Genomic DNA, 24005 nt, shown 5'->3' on the forward strand with positions numbered 1-24005 from the left:
TCATTGAGCCCTATGGGACTTCATGGGGGACGCGTCGCGCTCGTCACGGGCGTGAGCAGGCGGCAGGGCATCGGCTACGCGATCGCGTCACGGCTGCGCGGGCTGGGCTTCGACCTGTTCGTGCAACATCACGTCGCGCACGACGCGGCCCAGCCGTGGGGCGCGGACGCCGTGGACGAGGTGCTGGCGGACGTCGGCGCTCAGGGGCTGGGCGTGGACCTGGCCCGGCCAGAGGCTCCAGACGAGCTGATGGCCGCGGCCGTCGAGGCCTGCGGACGTGTCGACGTGCTGGTGTGCAACCACGCGCGATCCGGCGGCGACGGCCCGCTGGGCTCACTGGACGCCGCGATGCTCGACGAGCACTACGCGGTCAACACGCGCTCTTCGATCCTGCTGGCGCAAGCGTTTGCCCGCCAGTGGGCCAGGACCGACGGCGGGCGGATCGTGTTCCTGACGTCCGGGCAGAACCTCGGCCCGATGCCCGGCGAGATCGCCTACGCGGCGTCGAAGGGGGCGCTGGCGGCGATCGTCGCGACGCTCTCGCACGAGCTGGCGGACCGGGGCATCACCGTCAACGCGGTGAACCCCGGCCCGACCGACACCGGCTGGGCCGGGCCGGAGCTCACCGAGTTCGTGAACGAGCGGATGCCCGCGAAGCGCTGGGGTCAGCCGGACGACGCCGCCCGGCTGATCTCCTGGCTGTGTACCGACGACGCCGCGTGGATCACCGGACAGGTGATCAACAGCGAAGGCGGTTTTCGGCGCTAGCTGTCCTTCGTGATCAGCCGGATCGCCGCGAGCCCGGTGCCGATCAGCAGGTAGCAGGCGGCGAGCAGCGTGCTGTCGCCGATCTGCCCCCACGGGATCGGGTCGCGCATCACGTCGATCAGCCCGGGAAACCCGGTCGTGATCAGGAACGGGTGCAGCCAGTCCAGTGACGAGAACTGCCCCAGCACCTGGAACACGATGATCGACACCATCGTCGCCGCCTGCACCACGAGCGGGTGCTCGGTGGTCGCGGAGACGGCCAGCGCGACCGCGCCGATCGCCACCATCTGGAACGTCACCAGCAGGATGAACAGCCCGATCCGCACCAGGCCCTCTGCGGTCGAGAGAGTGGTGCCGGACAACGTCATCATGCCGTCGGTGCCGAGGAACGCCGTGCCCGAGATGATGCCGACGACGGCCATCAACGTGACGGCGAACAACGACATCGCGGTGAGGCCGAAGAGCTTCACGAACAGCAGCCGCACGCGGGACACCGGCGCGACCAGCAGGCCGCGCAACGTGCCGTGCTGGGCCTCGCCCGCGAGCCCGTCCGCCGCCCAGATCGACGCCACCAGCGGCAGCAACAGGTTGAGCGACAGGAACAACGTGAAGATCGGCACGACCATGCCGTTGCCCTGCAGGATCGCGCCGAGACCGGGAGGCCCGCCACCACCCTCGTCGGAGCCCGCCGTCCAGATGCCGAAGCTGATGATGATCGGCACCAGGATCAGCCCGAACAGCCCGATGAGCGTCCGCGGCCTGCGCAGCATCCAGCGCACCTCGGAACCGAACTGCCGCGCGATCATCGCCGTCCCCCGTCCAGAGTGTCCACAGCGGACATTCCGCGTTCGGCCTCCTCGGCCTCGGTGAGCCGTGCGAACAGCTCCTCGAGGCCGGTCTTCCAGCGCGTCGCCTCGAAGACGCGGGCGCCTCCCTGCACCAGGGTCTCGATCACCTGCGGCGCGCTCGTCCCCGCGAGCTCGACCCGCAGGCCGTCACCGAGCGGCCTGGCGGAGATCTTGGCCTGCCGCAACGCGCCCAGCGCCGTCTCGACGTCCGGTGTGATCACCTGGAGCGCCGAACCGCCCGCCTGCAGCAGTTCGGTCAGCTCTCCTTGCGCCACCACGGTTCCGCGGTGCAGCACGGCGACGTGCGTGCAGGTCGCCTCGACCTCGCTGAGCAGGTGGCTCGACACCATCACGGTGCTGCCGGACGCGTGCAGCTCCGCGATGATCTTGCGGATCTCGCGCGTGCCGGCCGGGTCGAGGCCGTTGGTCGGCTCGTCGAGCACGACGAGCTTGCGCGGCACGAGCAACGCCGCGGCCAGGCCGAGACGTTGCTTCATGCCGAGCGAGTAACCCCGGTACCTGCGGTGGGCCGCCTGGGCGAGCCCGACGCGTTCGATGGCGTCCTCGACCGCCTGCTTGATCTCCTTGCGCGGCAGCAGAGGCTCGAACGCGGCACACCTGACGAGGTTCTCCCGTCCGCTCAGGAACGGGTGGAACCCCGGACCCTCGACCAGCGCGCCCACGTGCGGCAGCGCGTGCTCGGCCCCCTCCGGAAGCGGCCTGCCGAGCAGCTCGATCTCCCCCTGCGTGGGACGGACCAACCCGAGCAGCATCCGGATCGTGGTCGTCTTGCCGGACCCGTTGGGCCCGAGCATGCCGAGCACGGCACCTTCCGGCAGCTCCAGGTCGACGCGGTCCACGGCGACCGTGCTCCCGTACTCCTTGCGCAGACCCTTGGTCCGCGCGGCGACAGCGTGTTTCGCCGGCGCTGTCACCGGCGCGCTGGTCGAGGTGGTCACTTCACCTGTCCGATCGTGTCGAACAGGACCTGCTCCGGAACGGCGCCCGCGACCACGCGGCCGTCGTCCGCGATCAGGATCGTGGCGACCTTGGTGTTGAAGATCTGACCACTACCCCAGTTGCCGCTCACCTTCTTGGTGAACTTGTCGACCAGGCCCTGCGCCTCGGCGGGAACCTGGGTCATGGCCTCGGCCGGAATGCGCGCGCCGACGACCGTGTCCCAGCCCGTGCCGAAGATCTGCGGGTCCTTGCCCTGCAGCGCCTGCTCGAGGCCGAGCTCCGGCCCGCGGCCGCGCTCCTTGTTCTCCTTGGCCTCGGGCGTCGTGACCTTGGCCTGCGCCGGCGGCGTGAACTCGAAGAGCTTCGGGTCCTGCGTGCCGACGTTGATCTCGCTGAAGCCGACGGTGCCCGCGGGCTCGCTCGAGCCGTTGGTCAGCACGGCGACGCGCAGCGGCATCTTGAGCTCGGCGTCGACCGCGATCCGCACCTCGCGGATCAGGGTCTTCTCGCTGGCCTTGGGGGTCAGCACGAGCTCGTAGGCGGCACGGTTCGCGACTCGCGCGGTGCCGTCGACGGTGATGTCGCTGAACTCCTTGGTCATGCCGACGACCTGCTTGGCCGCGGTGGCCGGGTCGACGGACTGCGCCTTCTCGTTGCCCGCCTTCGGCTGGTCGGCCTTGTGCTCGGACTTGACGACCTCGTTGTCCGCCGAGTTCCACGACCAGGTCGTGGTGCCGTCGTCGACGATGGTCTGCTCGGACTGACCGTTCGGCAGCGCGGCGCGGAACTTGCCGTTGCCGTCCGTCCAGATCCGCGCGCTGTGCTTGCCGTCGGCGAGCTGCGGGATCTCGGCGAGCGACGGGAGACCGAGCTTGTTGTCGACCTCCACGGTCCCGCCGAACGCGCCCGGCTTGCTCGTCAGGACCTGCTCGACGAGCGTCTCCGGGGAGACGTCCGGCAGTGATGGCGGCTGGCCCGCACCTGCTGGCATGGCGAGCAGGCTCAGGCCTGCCACACCGGTGATCACACCGGCCGCCGCAGCGGCCAGGGTCACCTTTCGCTTGTTCATCAGTGGTTCCCCTCCTCCAAGGGCTTGTGCCCACAGCTTGGTGGTGGGTTGCTGAGATGGTGCTGAGACTACTCTCACCTGCGGTTTTGTGCCTGCCTCACGCTGCTTTCTGAGAGTCGGCTGAGATCTTGCGGGCAGCTGAGAGCCGCGCGCGGCATGCTGTGACCCGTGAAGCCTCGAGTGCTGGTCGTGGACGACGAAGTCGGCGTGCGCCGGGCGCTGGAGCGCGGCCTGTCGGCGGAGGGCATGGAGGTCGTCACGGCCTCCGACGGGCCCACGGCGCTGCGGGTCGCGCTGACCGGGGCCTTCGACGTGGTGCTGCTCGACATCATGCTGCCCGGGCTGTCGGGGTACCGCGTGCTGCAACGCATGCGGGCCGAAGGGGTGCGCACGCCCGTGCTGATGGTGTCGGCGAAGGACGGGGAGGTCGACCAGGCCGACGGGCTGGACCTCGGCGCCGACGGGTACCTGGTCAAGCCGTTCAGCTTCGTCGTGCTGGTGGCGCAGGTCAGGGCGTTGCTGCGGCGGGGAGGCGGGGCTCGCCGGAGGCTGACGCTGGGGCACCTGGTCATCGACCGCGGGCTGCGCGAGGTCAGCTGGGGCGGGCAGGACGTGTCGCTGTCGCCGCGCGAGTACGCGGTGCTCGACGTGCTGGCCTCCCGCGCCGGGTCCGTGGTGACCAAGGACGAGTTGCTGCGGACCGTCTGGGGAGACGAGCAGGCGGCCACCCGCAACGCGGTCGAGGTCTACGTGGGGTACCTCAGGCGCAAGCTGGACGCCGTGGGGGCCGGTGAGGTCGTGCGGACGATCCGCGGGCACGGGTACATCGCGTCCACGCCGGACCTCGACAACGCGCTGGGGAACAAGTGACTCCTGGCTGGTGGCTGCGGCGCACGCTGCGCTTCCGCATCACCGTCGTGGCCACCGGGGTCGCGTTGCTCTGCCTGCTGGCCTTCACCGGGCTGGCGCCGGCGTTGATCGGGCTGATCCAGATCACCGCTGTGGACCAGGAGCTGCAGAAGTCGCCGCCGCGGCTGCTCGACGTGGCAGGGGTGCCGGTGGACGGCAAGCCGCCGCTCCCGTTGACGGCGCAGGACATCCGGGCGTTGAAGTCGGGGGAGCCCGTGCTGCGGCTGGAGGGCGAGTCGGCGCTGCGGTTCCGCGGGCAGGTCGTGTTCTCCGGCGACGGCACGCCCCGGCTGGAGGTCTACGCGAGCACGTTGCTGGGGTACGGGAAGGCCAACACGCTCGGCACGCGCTGGCTGGCCGTCGCGGCGGTGCTGGTGGCCGGGCTGGTGGGGATCGCGACCTGGCTGTCCGTGCGGTCGTCGTTGCGGCCGGTCGAACGGATGCGCGTCGCGGCAGGGGAGTTGCCGCACGGCGAACGGTTGCCGGTGCCGCCTTCGCGCGACGAGCTGCAGGCGCTGGCCGAGGCGTTGAACGCGTTGCTGGCACGGCGGGACGAGGCCTCGGACCGGCTGCGGCGGTTCACGGGGGACGCGGCGCACGAGCTTCGTTCACCGGTCGCCTCCGTGCGGGCGCAGGCCGAGGTCGCGGTGGCGCATCCGGATCCGGACTTCTCGATCGAGGTGCTGGAGTCCGTGGTCGAGGAGTCGATCCGGCTCAGCGCGCTCGTGGAGTCCCTGCTGATCCTGGCGCGCGCGGACACGGCGGCGCCACCCCGTGCCGAGGCGGTGGACCTGGTGCTGGAAGCGGAGGCGGCGATCTCGCGGCTGGACACGGAGCTGCTGGTGCGGCTCACCGCGCCGCCGTCGGCCTGCCTGGTGACGGCCACGCGGTCCGAGGTCGAGCTGGTGCTGGACAACCTGCTGCGCAACGCCGCCCGGTACGCGTACTCGACGATCACGCTGACGCTGGTGCCGGTCGGGCGGGACGTGCGGCTGCTGGTGGACGACGACGGGCACGGCATTCCTGCCGAGCACCGGACGAAGGTGTTCGACCGGTTCTACCGGGTGGAGGAGGACCGCGGGCGCCGGTCCGGCGGGTTCGGGCTGGGCCTCGCGCTGGTGTCGCACCTCGTGCGCCGTCGCGGCGGGACGGTGCGCGCCGCCGAGTCCCCCGCCGGGGGTGCGCGTTTGGAGATCCGCTGGCCGTCCTGGTAGCAAGCTCTGGTGCCAGAGTTGCGAGCGTCGGCACTGGTCGACGCGCCTGTCCCCGTCGTCGCGGGTGCCCTGTTGGACACGTCGCTGATCACGGGGTTCGGGGTGAGGGTCCCGGGTTCCCTGCTGTGCCTGGGAGATGTGCTCACCGGGCCGTTCGGGGTCCGGCTCTCCGTCACCCGTGCTGATCTGTCCGGTGTGTCCGCCGCCGGCGACTTTCTCGAGCTGCACACGGATCTCGTGGCCACCGGCGCCGGGACGATGGTGATCGACCGGGTCGGCTGGACCTCCGTGCGCGGCGTCGTCGGGCGGTTCGCGGACGTCACGGTCGGCCGCGGGATGGCGTTGCGGGTGCTGGAGAAGCGTTCGGCGTTGCTCGCGCGGCGGTGCGAGGAGCTGCGGGCGGCCCGAGTCGTCGTGGGTGCCGCGATCGTCCGGGATGGACGGTTGCTGGCGCAGCAGCGGTCGTTCCCGGAAAGCCATGCGGGACAGTGGGAACTGCCCGGCGGCCGGGTCGAGCCCGGCGAGAAGCCCGCGGACGCGCTGGTGCGCGAGTGCGTGGAGGAGCTCGGCGCGACGGTCGTCGTCGGCGAGCAGGTCGGCCCGGACGTGCCGTTGAAGAAGGACCTGGTGCTGCGGATCTTCGCGGCCGAGCTCGCCGATGGTGAACCGGAGGCGTTGGAGCACAACGCCGTCCGATGGCTCACCACCGACGAGCTGCCCGGCCTTGACTGGCTACCGGCCGACCGCGTGCTGGTGCCGGCCCTTCAGTCGCTCCTCAACTGAGCCCGGACAGGCGCAGGGCCGCGTTCAGCCGGTGCTGGGCGCGCTCGCGGGCCCGTTCGGCACCGGCCTCCCGAATCCTGTCCAGCTCGGCGGGGTCGGCGAGCAACGCCAGCGTGCGCTCGCGCACCGGACGAAGCTCCTCGACCACCGCTTCCGCCACGACGTTCTTGAGGTCGGCGAACCTGCTCGTGTAGTCCTCGGGCTCCTTCCCCGTGCAGGAGGCGAGGATCTCGGTCAGGTTCGCGATGCCCTCCGTCGACGAGACGGCCCTGCGGACCTTGCGCCGCACCAGGTCCGGCTCGTCGAGCACGAAGACGACACCGGCGGAGTTCTGCGCCGACTTGTCCATCTTGCGAGCCGGATCCGACAGGTCCTTGATCCGCGCCCCCACCTTCGGCACCACCGCGGTCGGCACGATGAACGCGTCGCCGTACGCGTGGTTGAAGCGCCGGGCGAGCGCACGGGCCAGCTCGACGTGCTGGAGCTGGTCCTCACCGACCGGCACCTCCGCCGTCCCCTGCAACAGGATGTCCGCGGCCATCAGCACCGGATAGGTGAGCAGACTCAGCCGCACCGACTCGCGTCCGAGTGACTTCTCCTTGAACTGGATCATCCGCGCGGCCTCGCCGTAAGTGCACGTGCACTCCAGCACCCAGTTCAACGCCCCCAGCTCCCTGATCAGGTCGCTCTGGACGCACACGCTGGCCGGGTCGATGCCGGACGCGATGAGCACGGCCAACTGCTCCCGCGTCAGCGATCGCAGCCGTTGCGGATTGTGCGACGACGTCATCGCGTGCAGGTCGCTGATGAAGTACACGTCCTCTTCGGTGCCCTCGCTGGCCCACGTGCGCAGCGCCCCCAGGTAGTTGCCCAGCGTGGGCTGGCCGGACGGGGTGATGGCGGAGAGGCGGATCATGATGGTCCTTCCGTTTCTGTGAAGGACCGCCCAGGCCGAGCGCACGAAAAAGGCCGCCCGTTCGGGGCGGCCCGTCGTACGCGTCAGTGGTGTCTGCGCGCAGCTACTCCGGCCGCCTGAAGGCGGCCCACCAGAAGGCGTTCAGAGTGCGCACGACGGCCAGTATAGGGCTACCGTCGAAGGATGTTCATCGTGCTGCTGAAGTACGCCGCGCCACTGGAACAGATCGACTACGCCCTCCCCGACCACCGGAACTGGGTCGAGAAGCAGTACGAGCGAGGACTCTTCCTCGCCTCGGGGCGTCAGGTGCCGAGGACGGGTGGCGTGATCATCACGCGGCCCATGCCGCGGGGCAAGCTCGAAGCGCTGCTCGCCACGGATCCTTGGGCGGTGCAGAAGTTGGTCACGTATGAGATCTGCGAGTTCGAGGCCACTCGGACGGCGCCCGAGTTGGTGAAGTTGAACGAGTCGGTGCTGCAGTACTGATCACCTGGTCAGAGGTTCTGTCCGTGACCCGCTGTTCCTGCCGGACCTGGCCTCGTGCCCGATCTGCGCACCTCATCAACGAACCGGGCCCGAGCGGGGGCGACCAGGACATCCGGCCATGTGTTCAGGGCTCGTCCGGCACTGAGTCTCGTCCGGCGTCAGGTCTGTGTGGCCAGCCACTCGATCGCCGCGCTCAGCGCGTCGTCGCTGTCGACGAGCGTCTGCGGGGCGATCGGGGTGTTGCCGTACGTCCGGCCGGTGCGGTCGGCCATGAGTGCGGTCGTGATGGCGAGCTTGGCGCCGTCGGGCAGGCCGAACGTCTGGTTCGCCGTGGCGTAGCCGGCTGTGGGCTGGCCGAAGGTCCTGGTGTTCTGCGCGCCCAGGAATGAGATCAGCACCGCTTCGCCCGAGCTTGCTGTGTCCTTGTCGACGAGGACCGCTACTGGCTGGTTTAGTGCGGCCGGGATACGGCGGTGGCGGAATGCCGTCCTGCGGCCGTTGTAGACGTGGCCGCGCCTAATGCCCCAGCTCGTCTCGCCGTGTGGGCCGATGAACCTGCCCCTCTCTCCGTTGCCGAGGAGCGGGGCCACGACCGTGAGCATCGGGTGCATGTCGCCGCCGTGGTTGCCGCGCAGGTCCACCACCCAACCGGTTGGTCGGTGTGCGATCAGCGCTCGCAGGGCCTTCAGTCCGGCGGTGACGTAGGTGCTGCCGTGGCGGGAGTGGGTCTGAGGCAGAACCAACCACCCGGTTGCCCCAACCAACTGTCCGGTTGCCTCGCCCAACCGCCCGGTCACCCCAGCCAACCGACCAGTTGCTCCACCCAACCGACCAGTCACCTCAACCACCCGGCCAGCCGCATCCACCAGTCGCCCACCCGGAACCCCACCGAGAACCGGCGTCCCAGCCCGCCGAGCAGTGATCAAATGCGTGTGAGGGTTACCAAGCGAAGCGATCACGTGACGGACAGCGTCGTAAGCCCCCTCGGGCCCACCGACCGCCGCGGCGACAACGTGAGCTTCGGCACGCAAAACCGCCCAGTCAGCCGCCGAACTCTCGATCGAGTGAAGCTCCAACAGGTCGAGCGCCGCGTCGACATACGCCCGAACCCCGCCGGCTCCGAGCGACCTCAAGCCGCCTTCTTCAGTGCCTTCTTGGCGGCCTTCTCCGCCTTCTTCGCCGCCTTCTTCCTGGCCTTGTCCCGCTCCTTGAGCAGGAAGGGGACCGGGCAGCGCTTGCACTGGGGCTTGGACCGGCAGCACTTCTTCTTGAGCTTCTTACCCACAGGTTGCTCTCCACTCCGACACGTGTCGCTAGAGTAGGTGAGGCTCACTTCACTGGCAGTCTTGTGTGGTAATGGCGACGCAGCCGGTAGTATCAGCAACGGCTGTGCGCATCGACGTGTCTGGCGCGAGCCCCTCCAACGCCTTCGAAGCTCTAGGAGTTCCGCGTGCCCACGGCCACCGCGTCTGTCTTGCAGACGCGAACTGACCTGCGAAATGTCGCGATCGTCGCGCACGTCGACCACGGTAAGACCACCCTGGTCGACGCGATGTTGCGCCAGTCCGGCGCCTTCTCCGCGCGTGCCGAGCTCGTCGACCGGGTCATGGACTCGGGCGAGCTCGAGCGTGAGAAGGGCATCACGATCCTCGCCAAGAACACGGCTGTGCGCAGGCACACGCCGGACGGCGACGTGATCATCAACGTGGTCGACACCCCCGGCCACGCCGACTTCGGCGGCGAGGTCGAGCGTGCGCTGTCGATGGTCGACGGTGTCGTCCTGCTGGTCGACGCGTCCGAGGGCCCGCTGCCCCAGACGCGCTTCGTGCTGCGCAAGACGCTCGCGGCCGGTCTGCCGGTGATCCTGCTGGTCAACAAGGTCGACCGTCCCGACGCCCGGATCTCCGAGGTCGTCGAGGAAGCCCACGACCTGCTGCTCGACCTCGCGACCGAGGTGGGTGCCGACGAGTCCGTGCTGGACCTGCCGGTCGTCTTCGCCTCGGCGCGCGCCGGTCGTGCGTCGCTGAACCAGCCGGAGGACGGCGGCCAGCCGGACGAGGAGAACCTGGACACGCTGTTCCAGGTGCTGCTCGACCACATCCCCGCTCCCCACGTCGACGTCGACGGGCCGCTGCAGGCGCTCGTCACGAACCTCGACGCCTCGACCTTCCTCGGTCGTATCGCGCTGTGCCGCATCCACCGGGGCACGATGCGCAAGGGCGAGACCGTCGCCTGGTGCCGTGAGGACGGCGAGCCGGTCAAGGTCCGCATCACCGAGCTCCTCATCGCCGAGGCGCTGGACCGCGTCCCCGCCGAGTTCGCCCGCGCGGGTGACCTGGTCGCCATCGCCGGCATCTCGGACATCACCATCGGCGACACGCTGGCCGACGCCGAGACCCCCGAGGCGCTGCCCCGGATCACGGTCGACCAGCCGGCCATCTCGATGACCGTCGGTGTGAACACCTCGCCTCTGGCGGGGCGCAACGGCGGCACGAAGCTCACCGCCCGCGTGCTCAAGGCGCGTCTCGACGCCGAGCTCGTCGGCAACGTGTCGGTGAAGGTCCTGCCGACCGAGCGTCCTGACACCTGGGAGGTGCAGGGCCGTGGCGAGCTGGCGCTGGCCATCCTGGTCGAGCAGATGCGCCGCGAGGGCTTCGAGCTCACCGTGGGCAAGCCGCAGGTGGTCACGCACACGGTCGACGGCAAGATCCACGAGCCGTTCGAGCGCCTGTCCGTCGACTGCCCCGAGGAGCACCTCGGCGCCGTCACGCAGCTGCTGGCGAACCGCAAGGGCCGCATGGAGAACATGTCGGGTCACGGCACCGGCCGCATCAAGCTCGACTACGTGGTCCCGTCGCGCGGCCTCATCGGCTTCCGCACGGAGTTCCTCACCGAGACCCGCGGCACCGGCATCGCGAACGCCGTGTCCGAGGGTTACGCGCCGTGGGCGGGCGAGATCCGCACGCGTCACAACGGTTCCCTGGTCGCCGACCGCACCGGCTCCATCACCGCCTACGCGATGATCCAGCTGGCGGACCGCGGCACGTTCTTCGTGGAGCCGGGCGCCGACGCCTACGAGGGCATGGTCGTGGGCGAGAACCCGCGCGCCGAGGACCTCGACGTCAACATCACGCGCGAGAAGAAGCTCACGAACATGCGCTCCTCCACGGCAGACGTGATGGAGACCCTGGCCCGTCCCCGCAAGCTCTCGCTGGAGGAGGCGCTGGAGTTCTGCGCCTCCGACGAGTGCGTGGAGGTGGCGCCGGAGGTCATCCGCGTCCGCAAGGTGACGCTCGACGCGAACCTGCGCGGGCGTGAGCGTTCGAGGCTGAAGGCGCGCGGCTGAGCGACGCTCTGACGCAACGCCTGACGGGGGCGGCTGGGCCGATGGCCTGGCCGCCCTTCGTCGTGTCAGGGGCGGCGTGAGGGTGCCGCAGACCCGCTGCGAGGAGTCGAACCACCCGACCAGGTGAGCCGTAGTACCCACCGGGCGAGCAACCCCGCGACCGCGCGGCACGTCCCTCTAGTGGCGCGGGTGACAAAAGCCGGGTTGCCCGAACGCAACCACCAACCTTCTGGCAATGTGAGGACCATGAGGCGACTCGGGGGAGTGCTTGCTGCTGCCGTCCTGTGCGGCACAGCTGCGGCGTGCACGAACGCGCCGCCTCCGCCCCTCGTGCCGAAGTCCGAGGCGCCTGTCATCACGACCACCGGGCCCAAGGTCACCGAGATCGTGGTGGGCGTGGACGACGTGGCCGGCGGTTACAACCCGCACGCCCTCGCCGCGCAGAGTCCCATCACGACGGCGCTCAGCTCGCTGTTGCTGCCCAGCCCGTTCCGTCCCGGCAACGACGGAGCGCCGCAGCTCGACCGGAACCTGATGGTGAGCGCGAAGGTCACCAAGGCCGAACCGTTCACGGTCACCTACACGATCCGCAAGGACGCCAGCTGGTCGGACAGCGCCCCCATTGCCGCCGAGGACTTCTACTACCTCTGGCAGCGTATGCGGACCGAACCCGGTGTTGTGGATCCGGCGGGTTACCGGCTCGTCAACAACATCACCGCGCGCGAGGGCGGCAAGGTCGTCGAGGTCGCGTTCGGCAAGCCGTTCCCGGGCTGGCGGAGCCTCTTCTCGAACCTGTTGCCCGCGCACCTGCTCAAGGACGCGCCCGGCACGTGGTCGAACGTGCTCTCCACCGGTTTCCCCGCCACCGCGGGGCCTTTCCAGGTGCGCAGCCTCGACGAGCCGCGCGGCGAGGTCGTGCTGGAGCGCAGCGACCGGTACTGGGAGACGCCGACGACGCTGGACCGGGTCGTGATCCGCAGGGCCACGCACAGCGCGATGGCCGAGTCACTGTCCAAAGGCGACAACCAGGCGGCGCTGCTGCGCGCGGACGCGGCGGACGTGAACCTGCTCCAGGCGGTCAAGGACGTCACCACGAAACCCGTGCCGCGCAACGAGGTCGTGCAGGTGCTGCTGCGGCCCGCGAGCGAGCAGCTCAAGGACGTCAAGACGCGCAAGGCGATCGTGGCCGCGCTGGACCGCGAGGCGCTCATCGCGTACGGCACGCAGAGCGGGCCCAGCGCCTCGTTCCGGGCCGACTCGTACGTGGTGCCGCCCAGCCGCGCCGGGTACGTCAAGACCATCACCGCGAACACCCTCGACGTCGCCGCCGGCGAGCAGCTGCTGACCGAGGCCGGGTACGCGAAGGCCGGCACCTCGTGGCAGAAGGCCGGCAAGGCGCTCAAGCTCAGGATCGCGGCGCCGGAGAAGTCCGAGCCGTACGTCGGCATCGCGAACCGGATCAAGGCCCAGCTGGCGGAGCGGGGCATCGACTCCGAGGTCGTCACGCCGACCGCCGAGGACCTCTTCAGCAAGCAGCTGACCGAGAAGGACGTCGACATCGCCGTCGTGCCGCGGGTCGACGCCGGTGACGCGGCGGCCGCGCTCGCGAGCGAGTTCGGCTGTGTCGGCGAGGCTCCGGACGGTGCCACGCCGAGCCCCCAGAACATCGCGGGCTTCTGCGACCCGGCGATCCAGTCCGACATCGACGCCGCCCTCACCGGCAAGGTGCTCGTGGCCGACGTGCTCGCGAGGGTCGAGCCGTTGATCGGGGCCCAGGCCGTCTCGGTGCCCCTGTTCCAGGTGGTCGATCTGCTCGGTGTGCTTCCCACGGTTTCGGGAGTCGACGCCGGGGCACCCTTGGCGGGCGTGCTCAGCGGTGCGCCCGAATGGCGGCGCCGCGACAAGTAGCGGCGGGTGGAAATCCCGTTGCGCGAGCTGTTTTCGCGTTGCTACGTTCGGCCGTTCTCGTTGACAGAATTTCACCCGCCCGGTCAACGAACGCTGGCGCCCGGTAATCGGGCCATTGCGGCCTGCAACAACCTGTTTCCATTGGGTCACGATCGCCCTCTCAGGTAGTGACCGCCGCCTCAACGGGTTCTTACCGTGCTGCCCACGATGTGCCGGTTCGGGGCGCGTATGGCACATCACGGTTATGGGCGTGCATGCCGACCAGGCCACGGCCGCCCAGTGCTAGGAGGGCACGTGTCGATGAGGAGAACCAAAGCACTTCCGGCGATCGCGCTGGTCGCCAGCGCGTCTCTCGTGCTGGGTGCCTGCGGTGGTGGCGGCGGTGGAAGCAGCGACGCCAACGGTGGCGACGCCACCATCGCGGAGATGGCTGTCGCACGCGGCGAGTCCGCGGACGGCTACACCGCGCCGGAGACGAAGCAGAGCGACCAGATCGTTGTTTCGACGGACAAGGCGTTCACCGCGTACAACAACGCGACCGAGGACGCCAACCAGTCCTACAACACGTTCGCGCTGGTTCTCGTACAGCCGGGTGCGAACATCCTGAACGGCAACAACAAGTACAGCGTCAACAAGGACGTCATGGAGAGCATCGAGGTCACCTCGAAGTCTCCGCAGGTCGTCACTTGGAAGCTGAAGAAGGGCGTCACCTGGTCCGACGGCGAGGCCTGGGACTGCGACGACTTCTACATGGCCTGGTTCACCCAGAGCAACTCGGCCAAGAAGGCCGACAACAGCAAGTTCTTCAAGCCGGCCGGCAGCACGGGCTACGACCTGATGACCGGTGAGTGCAAGGACGACCAGACGTTCGTCGGCTCGTTCGCGGACCCGTACCCGGACTACATCGGCCTCTTCAACAACGACGTGCTTCCCGCGCACATCCTGGAGAAGAACGCCGGCATCGCCGACATCACCAAGCTGAACAAGGACAGCGCCGCCGCTGACATCCAGAAGGCTGCCGACTTCTGGAACGAGAAGTGGAACGGCTTCACCAAGGACCTCATGCCGGGTGCCGGCCCCTACGTCATGACCGGCTTCGAGCCGAACCAGTCCGTGACGCTGGAGCGCAACCCCAAGTGGATCGGCAGGGCCGGTGGCCCCGCCAAGATCATCCTCAAGGCGGTCCCGGACCCCGTCGCGCAGGCGCAGGCGCTGGAGAACGGTGAGGTCGCCGTCAACTCCATGGCCCAGCCCGACGCGAACGCCGCCACGAAGCTGAAGGGCCTCAACGCCCAGGGCATCACGTTCGGCGCGGGCCCCGGCCTGTCGTTCGAGCACTTCGACATCCAGTTCAAGAACCCGGTGCTGGCGAAGGAAGAGGTCCGCAAGGCCTTCTTCATGTGCGTCAAGCGCCAGGACATCATCGACAAGCTGATCTCCGAGGTCCAGGCGGACGCGAAGCCGCTGGGCAGCCTGATCTTCTTCCCGAAGGACGAGGGCTACAAGGACGTCTACGCCGAGAAGGCGAAGGGCGACCCGGCCGCGGCCAAGAAGATCCTCGGTGACGCGGGCTGGACGCAGGGTGCCGACGGCGTGTTCGCGAAGGACGGCCTGCGCGCCTCTTTCCGGATCAGCCACACCGACATCCCGCGGCGCAAGCAGACCGTCGAGCTGGTCCAGGGCCAGTGCAAGGAAGCCGGTATCGAGATCAAGGACGACACCGACCCCAACTTCCTTGACGAGCGCGTGAGCCAGGGTGACTACGACGTCGCGCTGTTCGCGTGGTCCGGTGGTCCTCTCAAGAGCGACAAGAAGTCGATCTACGAGACCGGTGGTGGCCAGAACTGGCAGAACCTGAGCGTCCCTGCGGCGGACGAGGCCTTCAAGTCGGGCGTCTCGCAGACGACGATCGCGGACTCGCTCAAGTACTTCCAGAAGGCTGACGAGGAGATCGCGAACGCCTACGGTTCGCTTCCGCTCTTCCAGATGCCGAACATGTGGGCCTTCAAGGGTCTCGACCGCGTGTACTTCCAGAGCTACTACGGCGCGCTTTGGAACGCCAACGAGTGGCAGACCAAGTAATTCGCCATAGCTGAAGTGCGCAACGCCTGACCGGGCGGGGCCGGACCACGAGTCCGGCCCCGCCCGAGCCGGGTTGCCCCCTAGGAGCCCCGCCGTGATCCGCTACATCATTCGACGGCTGTTGATCTCGATACCCATTCTGCTGATCGGCAGCTTCGCCTGTTACGTCCTCGTCGCCACCGCCGGCAACCCCCTGGCGGAGATGCGATTCCGGCCCGGCGTCACCGAAGCCGACCTCAAGGCGGCGGAGGTCGCCCTGGGCTTGGACAAGCCCGTGATCGTCCGCTACTGGAACTGGCTCACCGACTTCCTGTCGGGCGACTGGGGCCAGAGCATCGCCCTCGGTCAGGCCAAGACCGCCGTCTTCCCTGCCGTCACCGACGCGCTGTGGACCACCGGACGCCTCGTCATCGGCGCCGAACTGCTCGCGCTCACACTGGGTGTCTCGGTCGGCGTGCTCGCCGCCGTGCGCCAGTACTCGATCTTCGACTACCTCGCCACCAGCACCGCGTTCCTCATGTTCTCGATGCCGATCTTCTGCGTCGCGGTCATCGTGAAGAACTACGGCATCCAGTTCAACAACGTCCTGGAGTCGATGGGGCTGGACAGGTGGCTCACCACCGCGGGCCCCAGGCCAGGTGGCTTCACCGGCAGCTTCGGCGAAGTGATCTTCAAGTACACCGGCACGTTCCTGCTCCCGACGCTCGCGCTGATGCTGATCAGCTTCGCCGCGTACAGCCGGTTCGAACGCGCCTCGATGCTGGAGATCCTGCACTCGGACTTCGTGCGCACCGCACGGGCGAAGGGCATCTCGCAGAGCCGCGTGATCTTCAAGCACGCGTTCCGCAACGCGCTCATCCCCGTCGCCACGCTGTTCTCGCTGAACTTCGGTGCCGTGCTGTCCGGCGCGATCATCACCGAGACCGTGTTCGGCTGGGCCGGCATGGGGACGCTGCTCGTGAACTCCGTGCGGCAGTTCGACCCGCCGATGCTCATGGGCTGGCTCGCGGTCACCGCGACCCTGATCGTGCTGTTCAACCTGTTCGCCGACATCGTGTACGGCGTCCTCGACCCTAGGATTCGCCTTGGCTAACATCAACATGGCGTCCGAGGGCGGTGTGGTGAGCAGCGCTCCCGAGTCCGGCTCCCACGAGTTCGACGCCACCAAGACCCGCACGCAGGGCCAGCTCGTCCTGCGTCGCTTCCTGCGCCACCGGCTCGCGATGGTGAGCTTCGGCGTGTTCGTCTTCCTCGTGCTGTTCGCGTTCCTCGGCCCGTTCATCTGGACGTACGACTTCGAGGACGTGACCAGCAAGTCCTACCAGCCGATGAGCGGCACCCACCCGCTCGGCACCACCCAGGTCGGCAAGGACATGCTGGCGCTGCTCATGCGCGGCACGGCCTACTCGCTGCAGATCGCGTTGATCGTGGCCGCCCTGGCGACCGCGGTCGGCGTGACGTTCGGCGCCCTGGCCGGATATCTGCGCGGCTTCGTGGACACGGCGCTGATGCGCCTGGTCGACCTCCTGCTGATCATCCCCCAGATCGCGGTCGCCGCGATCGTCGTGAAGGGGTTCTCCGGCAGCTGGTACGTCGTCGCGCTGGTGCTCGCCGCGTTCGCCTGGATGCAGATCGCCCGCATCACCCGCGGCGAGACGCTCTCCCTGGCACAGCGGGAGTTCGTCGAGGCGGCACGTGCCTGTGGCGCCAGCACCCCGCGCATCATCTTCAAGCACCTCGTGCCGAACATGATCGGCAGCATCACGGTCAACGCCACCCTGGCGATCGCCGCCGCGGTGCTGACCGAGGCCGCGCTGTCGTTCCTGGGACTGGGAGTCCAGCCCCCGGACACGTCGCTCGGCGTGATCGTGCTGGAGAACTACGGGCAGTTCATGAACCGCCCGTGGCTGTTCTGGGGTCCGTTCATCGTGCTCGTGTCGCTCTCCCTGGCCGTCAACTTCATCGGTGACGGCCTGCGCGACGCGTTCGACCCGAGGCAGACGAAGGTGCGTGCCTGATGTCCACTGTTTCCGAACTGTCGGAGGACTTCCTGCCCTCCGGTACCACCGCACCGCTGCTCTCGGTCAGGGACCTGTCGGTCACCTTCCCGACCGACGACGGCGACGTCCGCGCCGTCCGCAACGTCTCGTTCGACCTCAAGTCCGGCGACGTGCTGGGCATCGTGGGCGAGTCGGGTTCCGGCAAGTCCGTGTCCTCGATGGCGATCATGGGCCTGCTGCCCAAGAACGCGGTCATCGAGGGCTCGATCCGGTACCGCGGCGAGGAGCTGAACGGCCGCAGCTACAAGCAGATGCAGCCGTTCCGCAGCAAGCACATCTCGATGATCTTCCAGGACCCGATGACGTCGCTGAACCCCGTCTACACCGTGGGGTGGCAGCTCGCCGAGACCTACCGGGCGCACCACGACGTCTCGAAGAAGGCGGCGTGGGCCAAGGCGGTCGAGTCGCTGGAGCTCGTCGGCATCCCGCAGCCGGACAAGCGGGCGTCGCAGTACCCGCACGAGTTCTCCGGCGGCATGCGGCAGCGCGTGGTGATCGCGATGGCGATCATCAACGACCCCAGCGTGATCATCGCCGACGAGCCGACCACCGCGCTCGACGTGACGGTGCAGGCGCAGATCCTCGACACCATGCTGCGCATCCAGTCCGAGACCGACGCGGCGATCGTCATGATCACGCACGACCTCGGCGTGGTCGCGGGCATGGTCAACCGCGTGCAGGTGATGTACGGCGGCACCGTGGTCGAGTCCGGCCCGGTCGACGACGTCTTCGAACGGCCGCGGATGCCTTACACGGTGGGACTTCTGGGTTCGGTCCCGAACCCGTCCACCCTGGGCAAGCGGCTCACCCCGATCAAGGGCGCGCCGCCGTCGCTGGTGAACCTGCCGACCGGCTGCTCGTTCTCGCCGCGCTGCCCGCTCGCCACCGACGTGTGCCACGAGTGGGAGCCGCTGCTGGAGGAGGCCGGCGTCGCGAACCACACGACGCGCTGCCACCGCTGGGAGCACCTGGCGACCATCGAGCAGCCGCAGAAGCTGTTCCTGCACGACGAGATCGGCACCGTGGAGAACCCTGCGGTGTTCGCCGCGGCCAACCCCGACGAGTCGCTCGAGGTGACCGCCGTGCACGGATCTCTGCTCACGGACCTGAAGGACGAGGAGGCGAAGTGACCACACCACTGCTGGAGGTCACCGACCTCGTCAAGGAGTTCCCGGTGCGGGGCAACGGGATCATCCCGCGCAACATCGGCACGGTGCAGGCCGTGTCCGGCGTGTCGTTCAGCCTGCACCCCGGTGAGACGCTCGGTCTCGTCGGCGAGTCCGGCTGCGGCAAGTCCACGACCGGGCGCGCCATCCTGCAGCTGCACAAGCCGACCTCGGGCTCGGTGAAGTTCGAGGGCCGCGAGCTCACGTCCATGAGCAACAAGCAGCTGCGGCCGTTGCGCAAGGACATCCAGATCGTCTTCCAGGACCCGTACGCGTCGCTGAACCCCAAGTGGCAGGTCAACGACATCATCGCGGAACCGCTGGTGATCCACGGTGTCGAAGGCGGCGTGCAGCGGCGGGTCAACGAGTTGATGGAGCTGGTGGGCCTCAACCCCGAGCACCGCAGCCGGTACGCGCACGAGTTCTCCGGCGGTCAGCGGCAGCGCATCGGCATCGCCCGCGCGCTGGCGCTGAACCCGAAGTTCCTGGTGCTGGACGAGCCGGTGTCCGCTTTGGACGTCTCGGTGCAGGCCGGTGTCGTGAACCTGCTGGAGGAGCTGCAGGAACGGCTCGGGCTCGCGTACCTGTTCGTCGCGCACGACCTCTCGGTGGTGCGGCACATCTCGGACCGGGTCGCGGTCATGTACCTCGGCAAGATCATCGAGATGGGCGAGCGGGAGGCCATCTACGGCAAGCCGATGCACCCGTACACGCAGGCGTTGCTCTCGGCCGTGCCGATGCCGGACCCGAAGAAGGAACGCCAGCGTCAGCGGATCGTGTTGACCGGCGACGTGCCGTCGCCCGTCAACCCGCCGTCGGGGTGTCGCTTCCGCACGCGATGCTGGAAGGCCCAGGACATCTGTGCCACCGAAGAACCGAAGCTGGAAAGGCGTGGCGGGCCGGAGGGAACGTTGTCCGCGTGCCACTTCGCCGAGGAACGTGCGGTCGTTTAAAAGCTTCACCGACCAACTGAGATGGTTAGCAAAGGCCGCCTTTATCAACCGATGAGGGCGGCCTTTACTCTTTTCCGGTGACGCTGACTGCCCCACCACGGTTGCTCTTCGTGCACGCCCACCCGGACGACGAGAGTCTCTGGACCGGCGGCACCATCGCGCGCTACGCCTCGGCCGGCGCGCACGTCACCGTCGTCACCTGCACGCTGGGCGAAGAGGGCGAGATCATCCCGCCCGCGCTGGCGAACCTCGCCGCCGACGCCGCCGACCAGCTGGGTGGATACCGCGTGGGCGAGCTGAGATCAGCCTGCGCCGCCCTCGGTGTGACGGACCACAGGTTCCTCGGCGGCATCGGCCGCTGGCGCGACTCCGGCATGGTCGACGTGCCGTCCAACGCGAAGGCGCGCGCGTTCGTGCAGGGACCGCTCGAAGACCAGACCGCCCAGCTGGTCGAGATCCTGCGCGAGGTCAAGCCGCAGGTCGTCGTGAGCTACGACGCGTTCGGGGGCTACGGCCACCCCGACCACATCCGCGCGCACGAGATCACGGTCGCCGCGTGCGCCCAGGTCTCCGACGTCGAGCGGGTCTTCTACGCGGTGACGTCCCGCGACGCCACCGAGGCCGGTGTGGCCGCGCTGGAGAACTTCCCCGAGGCGTTCCGGCTGCCCGAGCCCGGCGAGCTGCCGGTGACGCCGGATGAAGAGATCACAACGGTTGTCGACGTGTCGGAGCACCTGACGGCGAAGCGCCGCGCGTTGCGTGCACACTCGACGCAGGTCAGTGTGTGGGACGGCGGGTACGCGTTGTCGAACAACATCGCGCAGCCGCTGGTCCGCGCCGAGTACTACGTGATTGCCAAGGGTTCCGCGACCGGCGCGGAGGTAGATCTTTTCGGAGGACTGGGTGACAGGTAGCTGGCGAGTCGTCTTCCTGCTGCTTCTGTGCGTCGAGGCAGCGGCACTCGCCGTGCTGGAAACGATGTTCCTGCCCCTGCGCTTCGACGGCACGCTGCTGCCGAAGCTGGGGGACTGGCCCTTCCCGATCATGATCGTGGTGGCAGCCGTCACGACACCGTTGCTGGTGTCGTGGGCGGCCTCGCTGTCCGAACGGGTCTTCACCGCCGCGCTGCCGCTGCTCGTGTGGTTCTTCACGATCATGGTGTTCGGCTACTTCGAGCCGGGCAGCATCAACGGTCAGGTGCTGCTCCTCCAGGACTGGCGCGGGCTGCTGATGCTCGCGGGCGGTGCGCTGACGGGCGCGGTGGCCGTGGGAGCCGTGATGGCCCGCAACGCCGCGAACCGGCCCGGCCTCTACGAGACCGCCGGGATCCAGTAGCGGTAGCGGTGGTGCTCGGTGCAGCCGAGCTCCTCATACAGCCTGATCGCCGGCTCGTTGTGCTCGGCCACCTGCAGCACGCACGTCGTGGCGCCCTGCTCCAGGCCCCAGCCCGCCAGCTCGCCCATCAGGCGCCGTGCGAGGCCCTGACGGCGATGTGACGGCCGCACGGCGAGGCGGGCGACGTGCAGGACGTCCTCGACCACGGCGCCGCGCACAGCCGCGATCACGGTGCCGCCGTCGGTGATCGAGGCGAAGCAGACGTTGCCGCCGCTGCCGAGCACGTGCCGCTGGGCGGGGGAGACCTCGGATCCGGCCGTCAGTTCCCACCATCCGGGAAGATCACGACTCTCGGCCACACCGTCCGCGAACTTCTCCAGCGGACCGGTCATCACCAGTGACTCGGCGCCGCCGGGGTGATCCAGATCGACCCGCCAGCCCGCCGCCTCGACGGCCGCCTCCGGCAGTGAGCCGTTGACCACATGAGCGGTGGGTTTGATGCCGTGCTCACGGGCGAAGCCTTGAGCGACCCTCAACGCGTCCGGCACGGGCATGCCGGGATCGCCGCAGGTCAGCGTGCTGTTGGCGCGGCCGGTGAAGCCGGCTGCGGCACGCATCAACCAGTCTCCAAGCGGAACTTCTGCCAGGACGGGCCATGCTCGCGCGCAGAGCGATTCCAGGTGATCCACGGTGTGCACACGTCCATCCTGACTATGTTGGCGAGTGAGTTTCAGGTCAGGAGTGAAGACGTGTCGGACCGCACAGCTAAGGCAAGCCTGACCGGGTGATACTCGAACGTGCCGCGTACTCTCCGGCTTGCGCGGTGTGACCGATGAAGTTGGAGAGCGCAGTGACTTATGTGATCGCCCAGCCGTGCGTGGACCTGCTCGACAAGGCCTGCATCGAAGAGTGCCCTGTCGACTGCATCTACGAAGGCGACCGGATGCTCTACATCCACCCCGACGAGTGTGTGGACTGTGGCGCGTGCGAACCCGTGTGCCCGGTGGAAGCCATCTACTACGAGGACGACGTCCCCGATGAGTGGAAGGACTACACCAAGGCGAACGTCGACTTCTTCAACGAGCTCGGCTCGCCCGGTGGCGCGTCGAAGGTCGGCAAGGTCAGCGCCGACCCGGAGTTCGTGAAGGTCCTCGCGCCGCAGGCCGAGGGGCATTGATCATCAACCGCAGGGGCCCGGCGCTGCCGGACTTCCCGTGGGACCTGCTGGCAGACCACGCCGCCAAGGCGCGCACGCACCCCGGCGGCGTGGTCGACCTGTCGGTCGGCACGCCCGTCGACCCGGTTCCCGCGGTGATCCGGTCCGCGTTGTCGTCGGTCTCCGACATCCCCGGCTACCCGACCACCCACGGCACCCCTGAGCTGCGCGCGGCCTTCGTCGCCGCGGTGGAGCGCCGGTACGGGATCGTCGGTGTGCCGGAGGCGGCGGTGCTGCCCACGATCGGCTCCAAGGAGCTCGTGGCGTGGCTGCCCACCCTGCTCGGCGTCGGGCCGGGTGACGTCGTCGCCGTGCCGGCCGTCGCGTACCCCACCTACGAGGTGGGCGCGCTGATGGCCGGGGCCGAGGTCGTCCGCCTGGCCGACGGGGAACTGCCGCCCGCCGGCACGAAGCTGGTGTGGCTGAACTCGCCGTCGAACCCGACGGGCCGCGTTCTCTCGGCGCAGCAGCTGCGGGACGCCGTCGCCGCCGCCCGCGCGGTCGGGGCGATCGTGGCGTCGGACGAGTGTTATCTCGCGCTGCCGTGGGACTCCTCGCCGGTGTCGGTGCTGCATCCGTCCGTTGTGGACTCCTTCGACGGTGTCCTCGCGGTGCACTCGCTGTCGAAGTCGTCGTCGCTCGCGGGCTACCGGGCCGGGTTCGTCACCGGCGATCCTGAGCTGGTCGCGGGCCTGCTCGAACTGCGCAAGCACGCCGGCATGATCGTGCCGCGGCCGGTGCAGGAGGCCATGCGCGCCGCCCTCGAGGACGACGAGCACGTGGCCGAGCAGCGGTCTCGCTACCTGGCTCGGCGTGAGGTGCTCAAGCCCGCGCTGGAGGCGGCCGGGTTCACCGTGTCGCACTCCGAGGCGGGGCTCTACCTGTGGTCGACCCGCGGTGAGGACGCCTGGGAGACGATCTCCTGGCTGGCCGACCGCGGCATCCTCGCGGCTCCCGGCACGTTCTACGGCCCTGCGGGCGCCCAGCACGTGCGGGTCGCGCTCACGGCCACCGACGAGCGGATCGCCGCGGCCGCCGAGCGCCTCAGCGCCTGATCTCAGGGCTTGAGCGCCGACCAGACCCTGCGGGTGAACTGGTTGGGCGGCACGGCGTCCGTCGTGAGCCGCACCGACGTGCTGATCTGCTCGCCGCTCAGGCCGAGGCCCAGCACGAGGTGCCAGTGCAGGTCCCACAGGTCGGAGAACGCGTCCAGTTCCACGTCGGCGTCCGCGCTGACGTGGAGCACGGCCGGTTCCGCGACGCGCACGACGCGTTCGACGGCCCGCACGTCTCGCGTGTTGGTGCGGAAGCTGAACGCCAGGTCGACCGTCTCGCTGTCGAGCCCGTACGTCGCGTACGAGTGGCATCTGTGGTGCGGCAACGACAACGGCTGGTTCGTCTCCAGGTAGAGGTCGCCCTCGAACCGCAGCGTCGGCGAGTGCTGGCTCAGCGTCGCGCGGGCGCTGACGAACTCCCAGCCGGGCATGTCCAGCTTGGGCACCAGCAGTTCCAGCACCTCGCCGCGGCGGGCACTGCGCGTGCGTTCACCGGAGCGCCACGGGATTTCCCTGCTGTAGGGCTCTTTCTTCGTGACGAACACGTACGGCGCGTTGTCGGTCTGCAGGCTGAGGACGACGACCGTGCGGCCGCGCGCCCAGTCGAACGCGACGGTGGTGAGTCCCGGTGCGACGCCGTCGAAGTGGGACTCCACCCGGGGCCACCACGAGGACAGCTCCTCGGCAGGCGCGCCCTTGACGTAGCGGCCCTTCTCGTCCACGCCGACGATCCACATGGCCTCCGACCCGCGCGCGGCGTTGCACAGCGCGGCGATCTGCCTGGCCGCCTTGCCGTGGTCGACCGGCCACTGCGTCTTGAACTCCACGAAGGAGTCCTCCGACTGCGCCCCCTGGAGGGCACGCTCGATCGCGGCGCGAGCGTTCAACTCCAGTCGCTGTTTCAGCACGTGCACCTCCCTCTGCTCCCGGA

The 24005-nt window shown here is 68.9% G+C and carries 24 protein-coding genes; 16 read left to right on the forward strand and 8 right to left on the reverse strand.

All coding sequences use genetic code 11. From position 1 onward, the window contains the following. The first annotated feature begins 12 nt into the window (after nt 1–12). Nucleotides 13–768, forward strand: a complete 756-nt coding sequence (locus ACSHWB_RS18675) for an SDR family oxidoreductase (RefSeq protein WP_439663283.1) — start codon at nt 13–15, stop codon at nt 766–768. Here ACSHWB_RS18675 and ACSHWB_RS18680 read toward each other — a convergent pair. The 3 genes from ACSHWB_RS18680 to ACSHWB_RS18690 are packed head-to-tail and all read right to left on the reverse strand — an operon-like array spanning nt 765 to nt 3645. Next, on the reverse strand, nt 765–1574 hold the full coding sequence (locus ACSHWB_RS18680; RefSeq protein ID WP_439663284.1) for an ABC transporter permease: 810 nt from the start codon (nt 1572–1574) through the stop codon (nt 765–767). The genes ACSHWB_RS18675 and ACSHWB_RS18680 overlap by 4 nt on opposite strands. Further along, nucleotides 1571–2575 (reverse strand): ABC transporter ATP-binding protein, encoded by a 1005-nt coding sequence (locus ACSHWB_RS18685; RefSeq protein ID WP_439663285.1) that lies wholly within the window; start codon nt 2573–2575, stop codon nt 1571–1573. Before ACSHWB_RS18685 ends, ACSHWB_RS18680 begins: the two co-directional genes overlap by 4 nt. Then, nucleotides 2572–3645 (reverse strand): LolA family protein, encoded by a 1074-nt coding sequence (locus ACSHWB_RS18690; protein ID WP_439663286.1) that lies wholly within the window; start codon nt 3643–3645, stop codon nt 2572–2574. Before ACSHWB_RS18690 ends, ACSHWB_RS18685 begins: the two co-directional genes overlap by 4 nt. A 168-nt stretch (nt 3646–3813) precedes the next feature. Between ACSHWB_RS18690 and ACSHWB_RS18695 the strand changes: the two genes are divergently transcribed. Genes ACSHWB_RS18695 through ACSHWB_RS18705 form a run of 3 tightly spaced genes read left to right on the forward strand, consistent with a single transcriptional unit; the run spans nt 3814 to nt 6551 of the window. Further along, nucleotides 3814–4515 carry a response regulator transcription factor gene (locus ACSHWB_RS18695; protein WP_439663287.1) on the forward strand — a complete coding sequence of 234 codons (702 nt, stop codon included), beginning with the start codon at nt 3814–3816 and terminating at the stop codon, nt 4513–4515. Further along, nucleotides 4512–5768: a sensor histidine kinase gene (locus ACSHWB_RS18700; RefSeq protein WP_439663288.1), complete on the forward strand. Its 1257-nt coding sequence runs from the start codon at nt 4512–4514 to the stop codon at nt 5766–5768. Before ACSHWB_RS18695 ends, ACSHWB_RS18700 begins: the two co-directional genes overlap by 4 nt. Before the next feature lie 9 nt (nt 5769–5777). Beyond that, a complete protein-coding gene (locus ACSHWB_RS18705) occupies nt 5778–6551 on the forward strand; it encodes a (deoxy)nucleoside triphosphate pyrophosphohydrolase (protein ID WP_439663289.1) in 774 nt (257 codons plus the stop codon). On the opposite strand, the gene trpS is transcribed toward ACSHWB_RS18705, so the two are convergent. After that, entirely contained in the window at nt 6544–7467 is a 924-nt protein-coding gene (trpS, locus tag ACSHWB_RS18710) for a tryptophan--tRNA ligase (RefSeq protein WP_439663290.1), read from the reverse strand. The genes ACSHWB_RS18705 and trpS overlap by 8 nt on opposite strands. Nucleotides 7468–7650: 183 nt before the next feature. Here trpS and ACSHWB_RS18715 point away from each other — a divergent pair, with 183 nt between their 5' ends. After that, nucleotides 7651–7953 carry a YciI family protein gene (locus ACSHWB_RS18715; RefSeq protein ID WP_439663291.1) on the forward strand — a complete coding sequence of 101 codons (303 nt, stop codon included), beginning with the start codon at nt 7651–7653 and terminating at the stop codon, nt 7951–7953. 158 nt (nt 7954–8111) lie between these two features. On the opposite strand, the gene ACSHWB_RS18720 is transcribed toward ACSHWB_RS18715, so the two are convergent. After that, a complete protein-coding gene (locus ACSHWB_RS18720; protein WP_439663292.1) occupies nt 8112–8696 on the reverse strand; it encodes a S41 family peptidase in 585 nt (194 codons plus the stop codon). A 386-nt stretch (nt 8697–9082) separates the two neighbouring features. Further along, nucleotides 9083–9238, reverse strand: coding sequence for a hypothetical protein (locus tag ACSHWB_RS18725; protein WP_167974072.1), 156 nt, complete (start codon nt 9236–9238; stop codon nt 9083–9085). Between the two features lie 165 nt (nt 9239–9403). On the opposite strand from ACSHWB_RS18725, the gene typA reads away from it, so the two are divergent. From typA to ACSHWB_RS18770, 9 genes are all read left to right on the forward strand, one after another. Beyond that, entirely contained in the window at nt 9404–11299 is a 1896-nt protein-coding gene (gene typA, locus ACSHWB_RS18730) for a translational GTPase TypA (protein ID WP_439663293.1), read from the forward strand. Nucleotides 11300–11545: 246 nt separating this feature from the next. Beyond that, nucleotides 11546–13207 (forward strand): ABC transporter family substrate-binding protein, encoded by a 1662-nt coding sequence (locus ACSHWB_RS18735; RefSeq protein ID WP_439663294.1) that lies wholly within the window; start codon nt 11546–11548, stop codon nt 13205–13207. A gap of 300 nt (nt 13208–13507) precedes the next feature. After that, complete coding sequence (locus ACSHWB_RS18740; protein ID WP_439663295.1) at nt 13508–15289, forward strand: ABC transporter family substrate-binding protein; 1782 nt, start codon at nt 13508–13510, stop codon at nt 15287–15289. 94 nt (nt 15290–15383) lie between these two features. Then, nucleotides 15384–16382: an ABC transporter permease gene (locus tag ACSHWB_RS18745; RefSeq protein WP_439663296.1), complete on the forward strand. Its 999-nt coding sequence runs from the start codon at nt 15384–15386 to the stop codon at nt 16380–16382. Further along, nucleotides 16375–17307: an ABC transporter permease gene (locus tag ACSHWB_RS18750; protein ID WP_439663297.1), complete on the forward strand. Its 933-nt coding sequence runs from the start codon at nt 16375–16377 to the stop codon at nt 17305–17307. Before ACSHWB_RS18745 ends, ACSHWB_RS18750 begins: the two co-directional genes overlap by 8 nt. Continuing rightward, nucleotides 17307–18479: an ABC transporter ATP-binding protein gene (locus ACSHWB_RS18755; RefSeq protein ID WP_439663298.1), complete on the forward strand. Its 1173-nt coding sequence runs from the start codon at nt 17307–17309 to the stop codon at nt 18477–18479. The genes ACSHWB_RS18750 and ACSHWB_RS18755 overlap by 1 nt, the downstream gene beginning before the upstream one ends. Next, nucleotides 18476–19468: an ABC transporter ATP-binding protein gene (locus tag ACSHWB_RS18760; protein ID WP_439663299.1), complete on the forward strand. Its 993-nt coding sequence runs from the start codon at nt 18476–18478 to the stop codon at nt 19466–19468. The genes ACSHWB_RS18755 and ACSHWB_RS18760 overlap by 4 nt, the downstream gene beginning before the upstream one ends. Before the next feature lie 77 nt (nt 19469–19545). Further along, nucleotides 19546–20382 (forward strand): N-acetyl-1-D-myo-inositol-2-amino-2-deoxy-alpha-D-glucopyranoside deacetylase, encoded by an 837-nt coding sequence (gene mshB / locus ACSHWB_RS18765; protein ID WP_439663300.1) that lies wholly within the window; start codon nt 19546–19548, stop codon nt 20380–20382. Next, on the forward strand, nt 20372–20803 hold the full coding sequence (locus tag ACSHWB_RS18770; RefSeq protein ID WP_439663301.1) for a hypothetical protein: 432 nt from the start codon (nt 20372–20374) through the stop codon (nt 20801–20803). The genes mshB and ACSHWB_RS18770 overlap by 11 nt, the downstream gene beginning before the upstream one ends. Here ACSHWB_RS18770 and ACSHWB_RS18775 read toward each other — a convergent pair. Next, nucleotides 20779–21501, reverse strand: a complete 723-nt coding sequence (locus ACSHWB_RS18775) for a GNAT family N-acetyltransferase (protein ID WP_439663302.1) — start codon at nt 21499–21501, stop codon at nt 20779–20781. The genes ACSHWB_RS18770 and ACSHWB_RS18775 overlap by 25 nt on opposite strands. 152 nt (nt 21502–21653) lie before the next feature. Here ACSHWB_RS18775 and fdxA point away from each other — a divergent pair, with 152 nt between their 5' ends. Next, nucleotides 21654–21980 carry a ferredoxin gene (fdxA, locus tag ACSHWB_RS18780; protein WP_030480843.1) on the forward strand — a complete coding sequence of 109 codons (327 nt, stop codon included), beginning with the start codon at nt 21654–21656 and terminating at the stop codon, nt 21978–21980. Between the two features lie 2 nt (nt 21981–21982). Then, the gene (dapC, locus tag ACSHWB_RS18785; protein WP_439664625.1) at nt 21983–23074 is read left to right on the forward strand and encodes a succinyldiaminopimelate transaminase; all 1092 of its coding nucleotides are present in this window, start codon (nt 21983–21985) and stop codon (nt 23072–23074) included. Nucleotides 23075–23076: 2 nt separating this feature from the next. On the opposite strand, the gene ACSHWB_RS18790 is transcribed toward dapC, so the two are convergent. Then, nucleotides 23077–23982 (reverse strand): hypothetical protein, encoded by a 906-nt coding sequence (locus ACSHWB_RS18790; RefSeq protein WP_439663303.1) that lies wholly within the window; start codon nt 23980–23982, stop codon nt 23077–23079. Between the last annotated feature and the right edge of the window lie 23 nt (nt 23983–24005).

It is taken from the genome of Lentzea sp. HUAS TT2 (genome assembly GCF_051853195.1).
Taxonomy (GTDB): domain Bacteria; phylum Actinomycetota; class Actinomycetes; order Mycobacteriales; family Pseudonocardiaceae; genus Lentzea.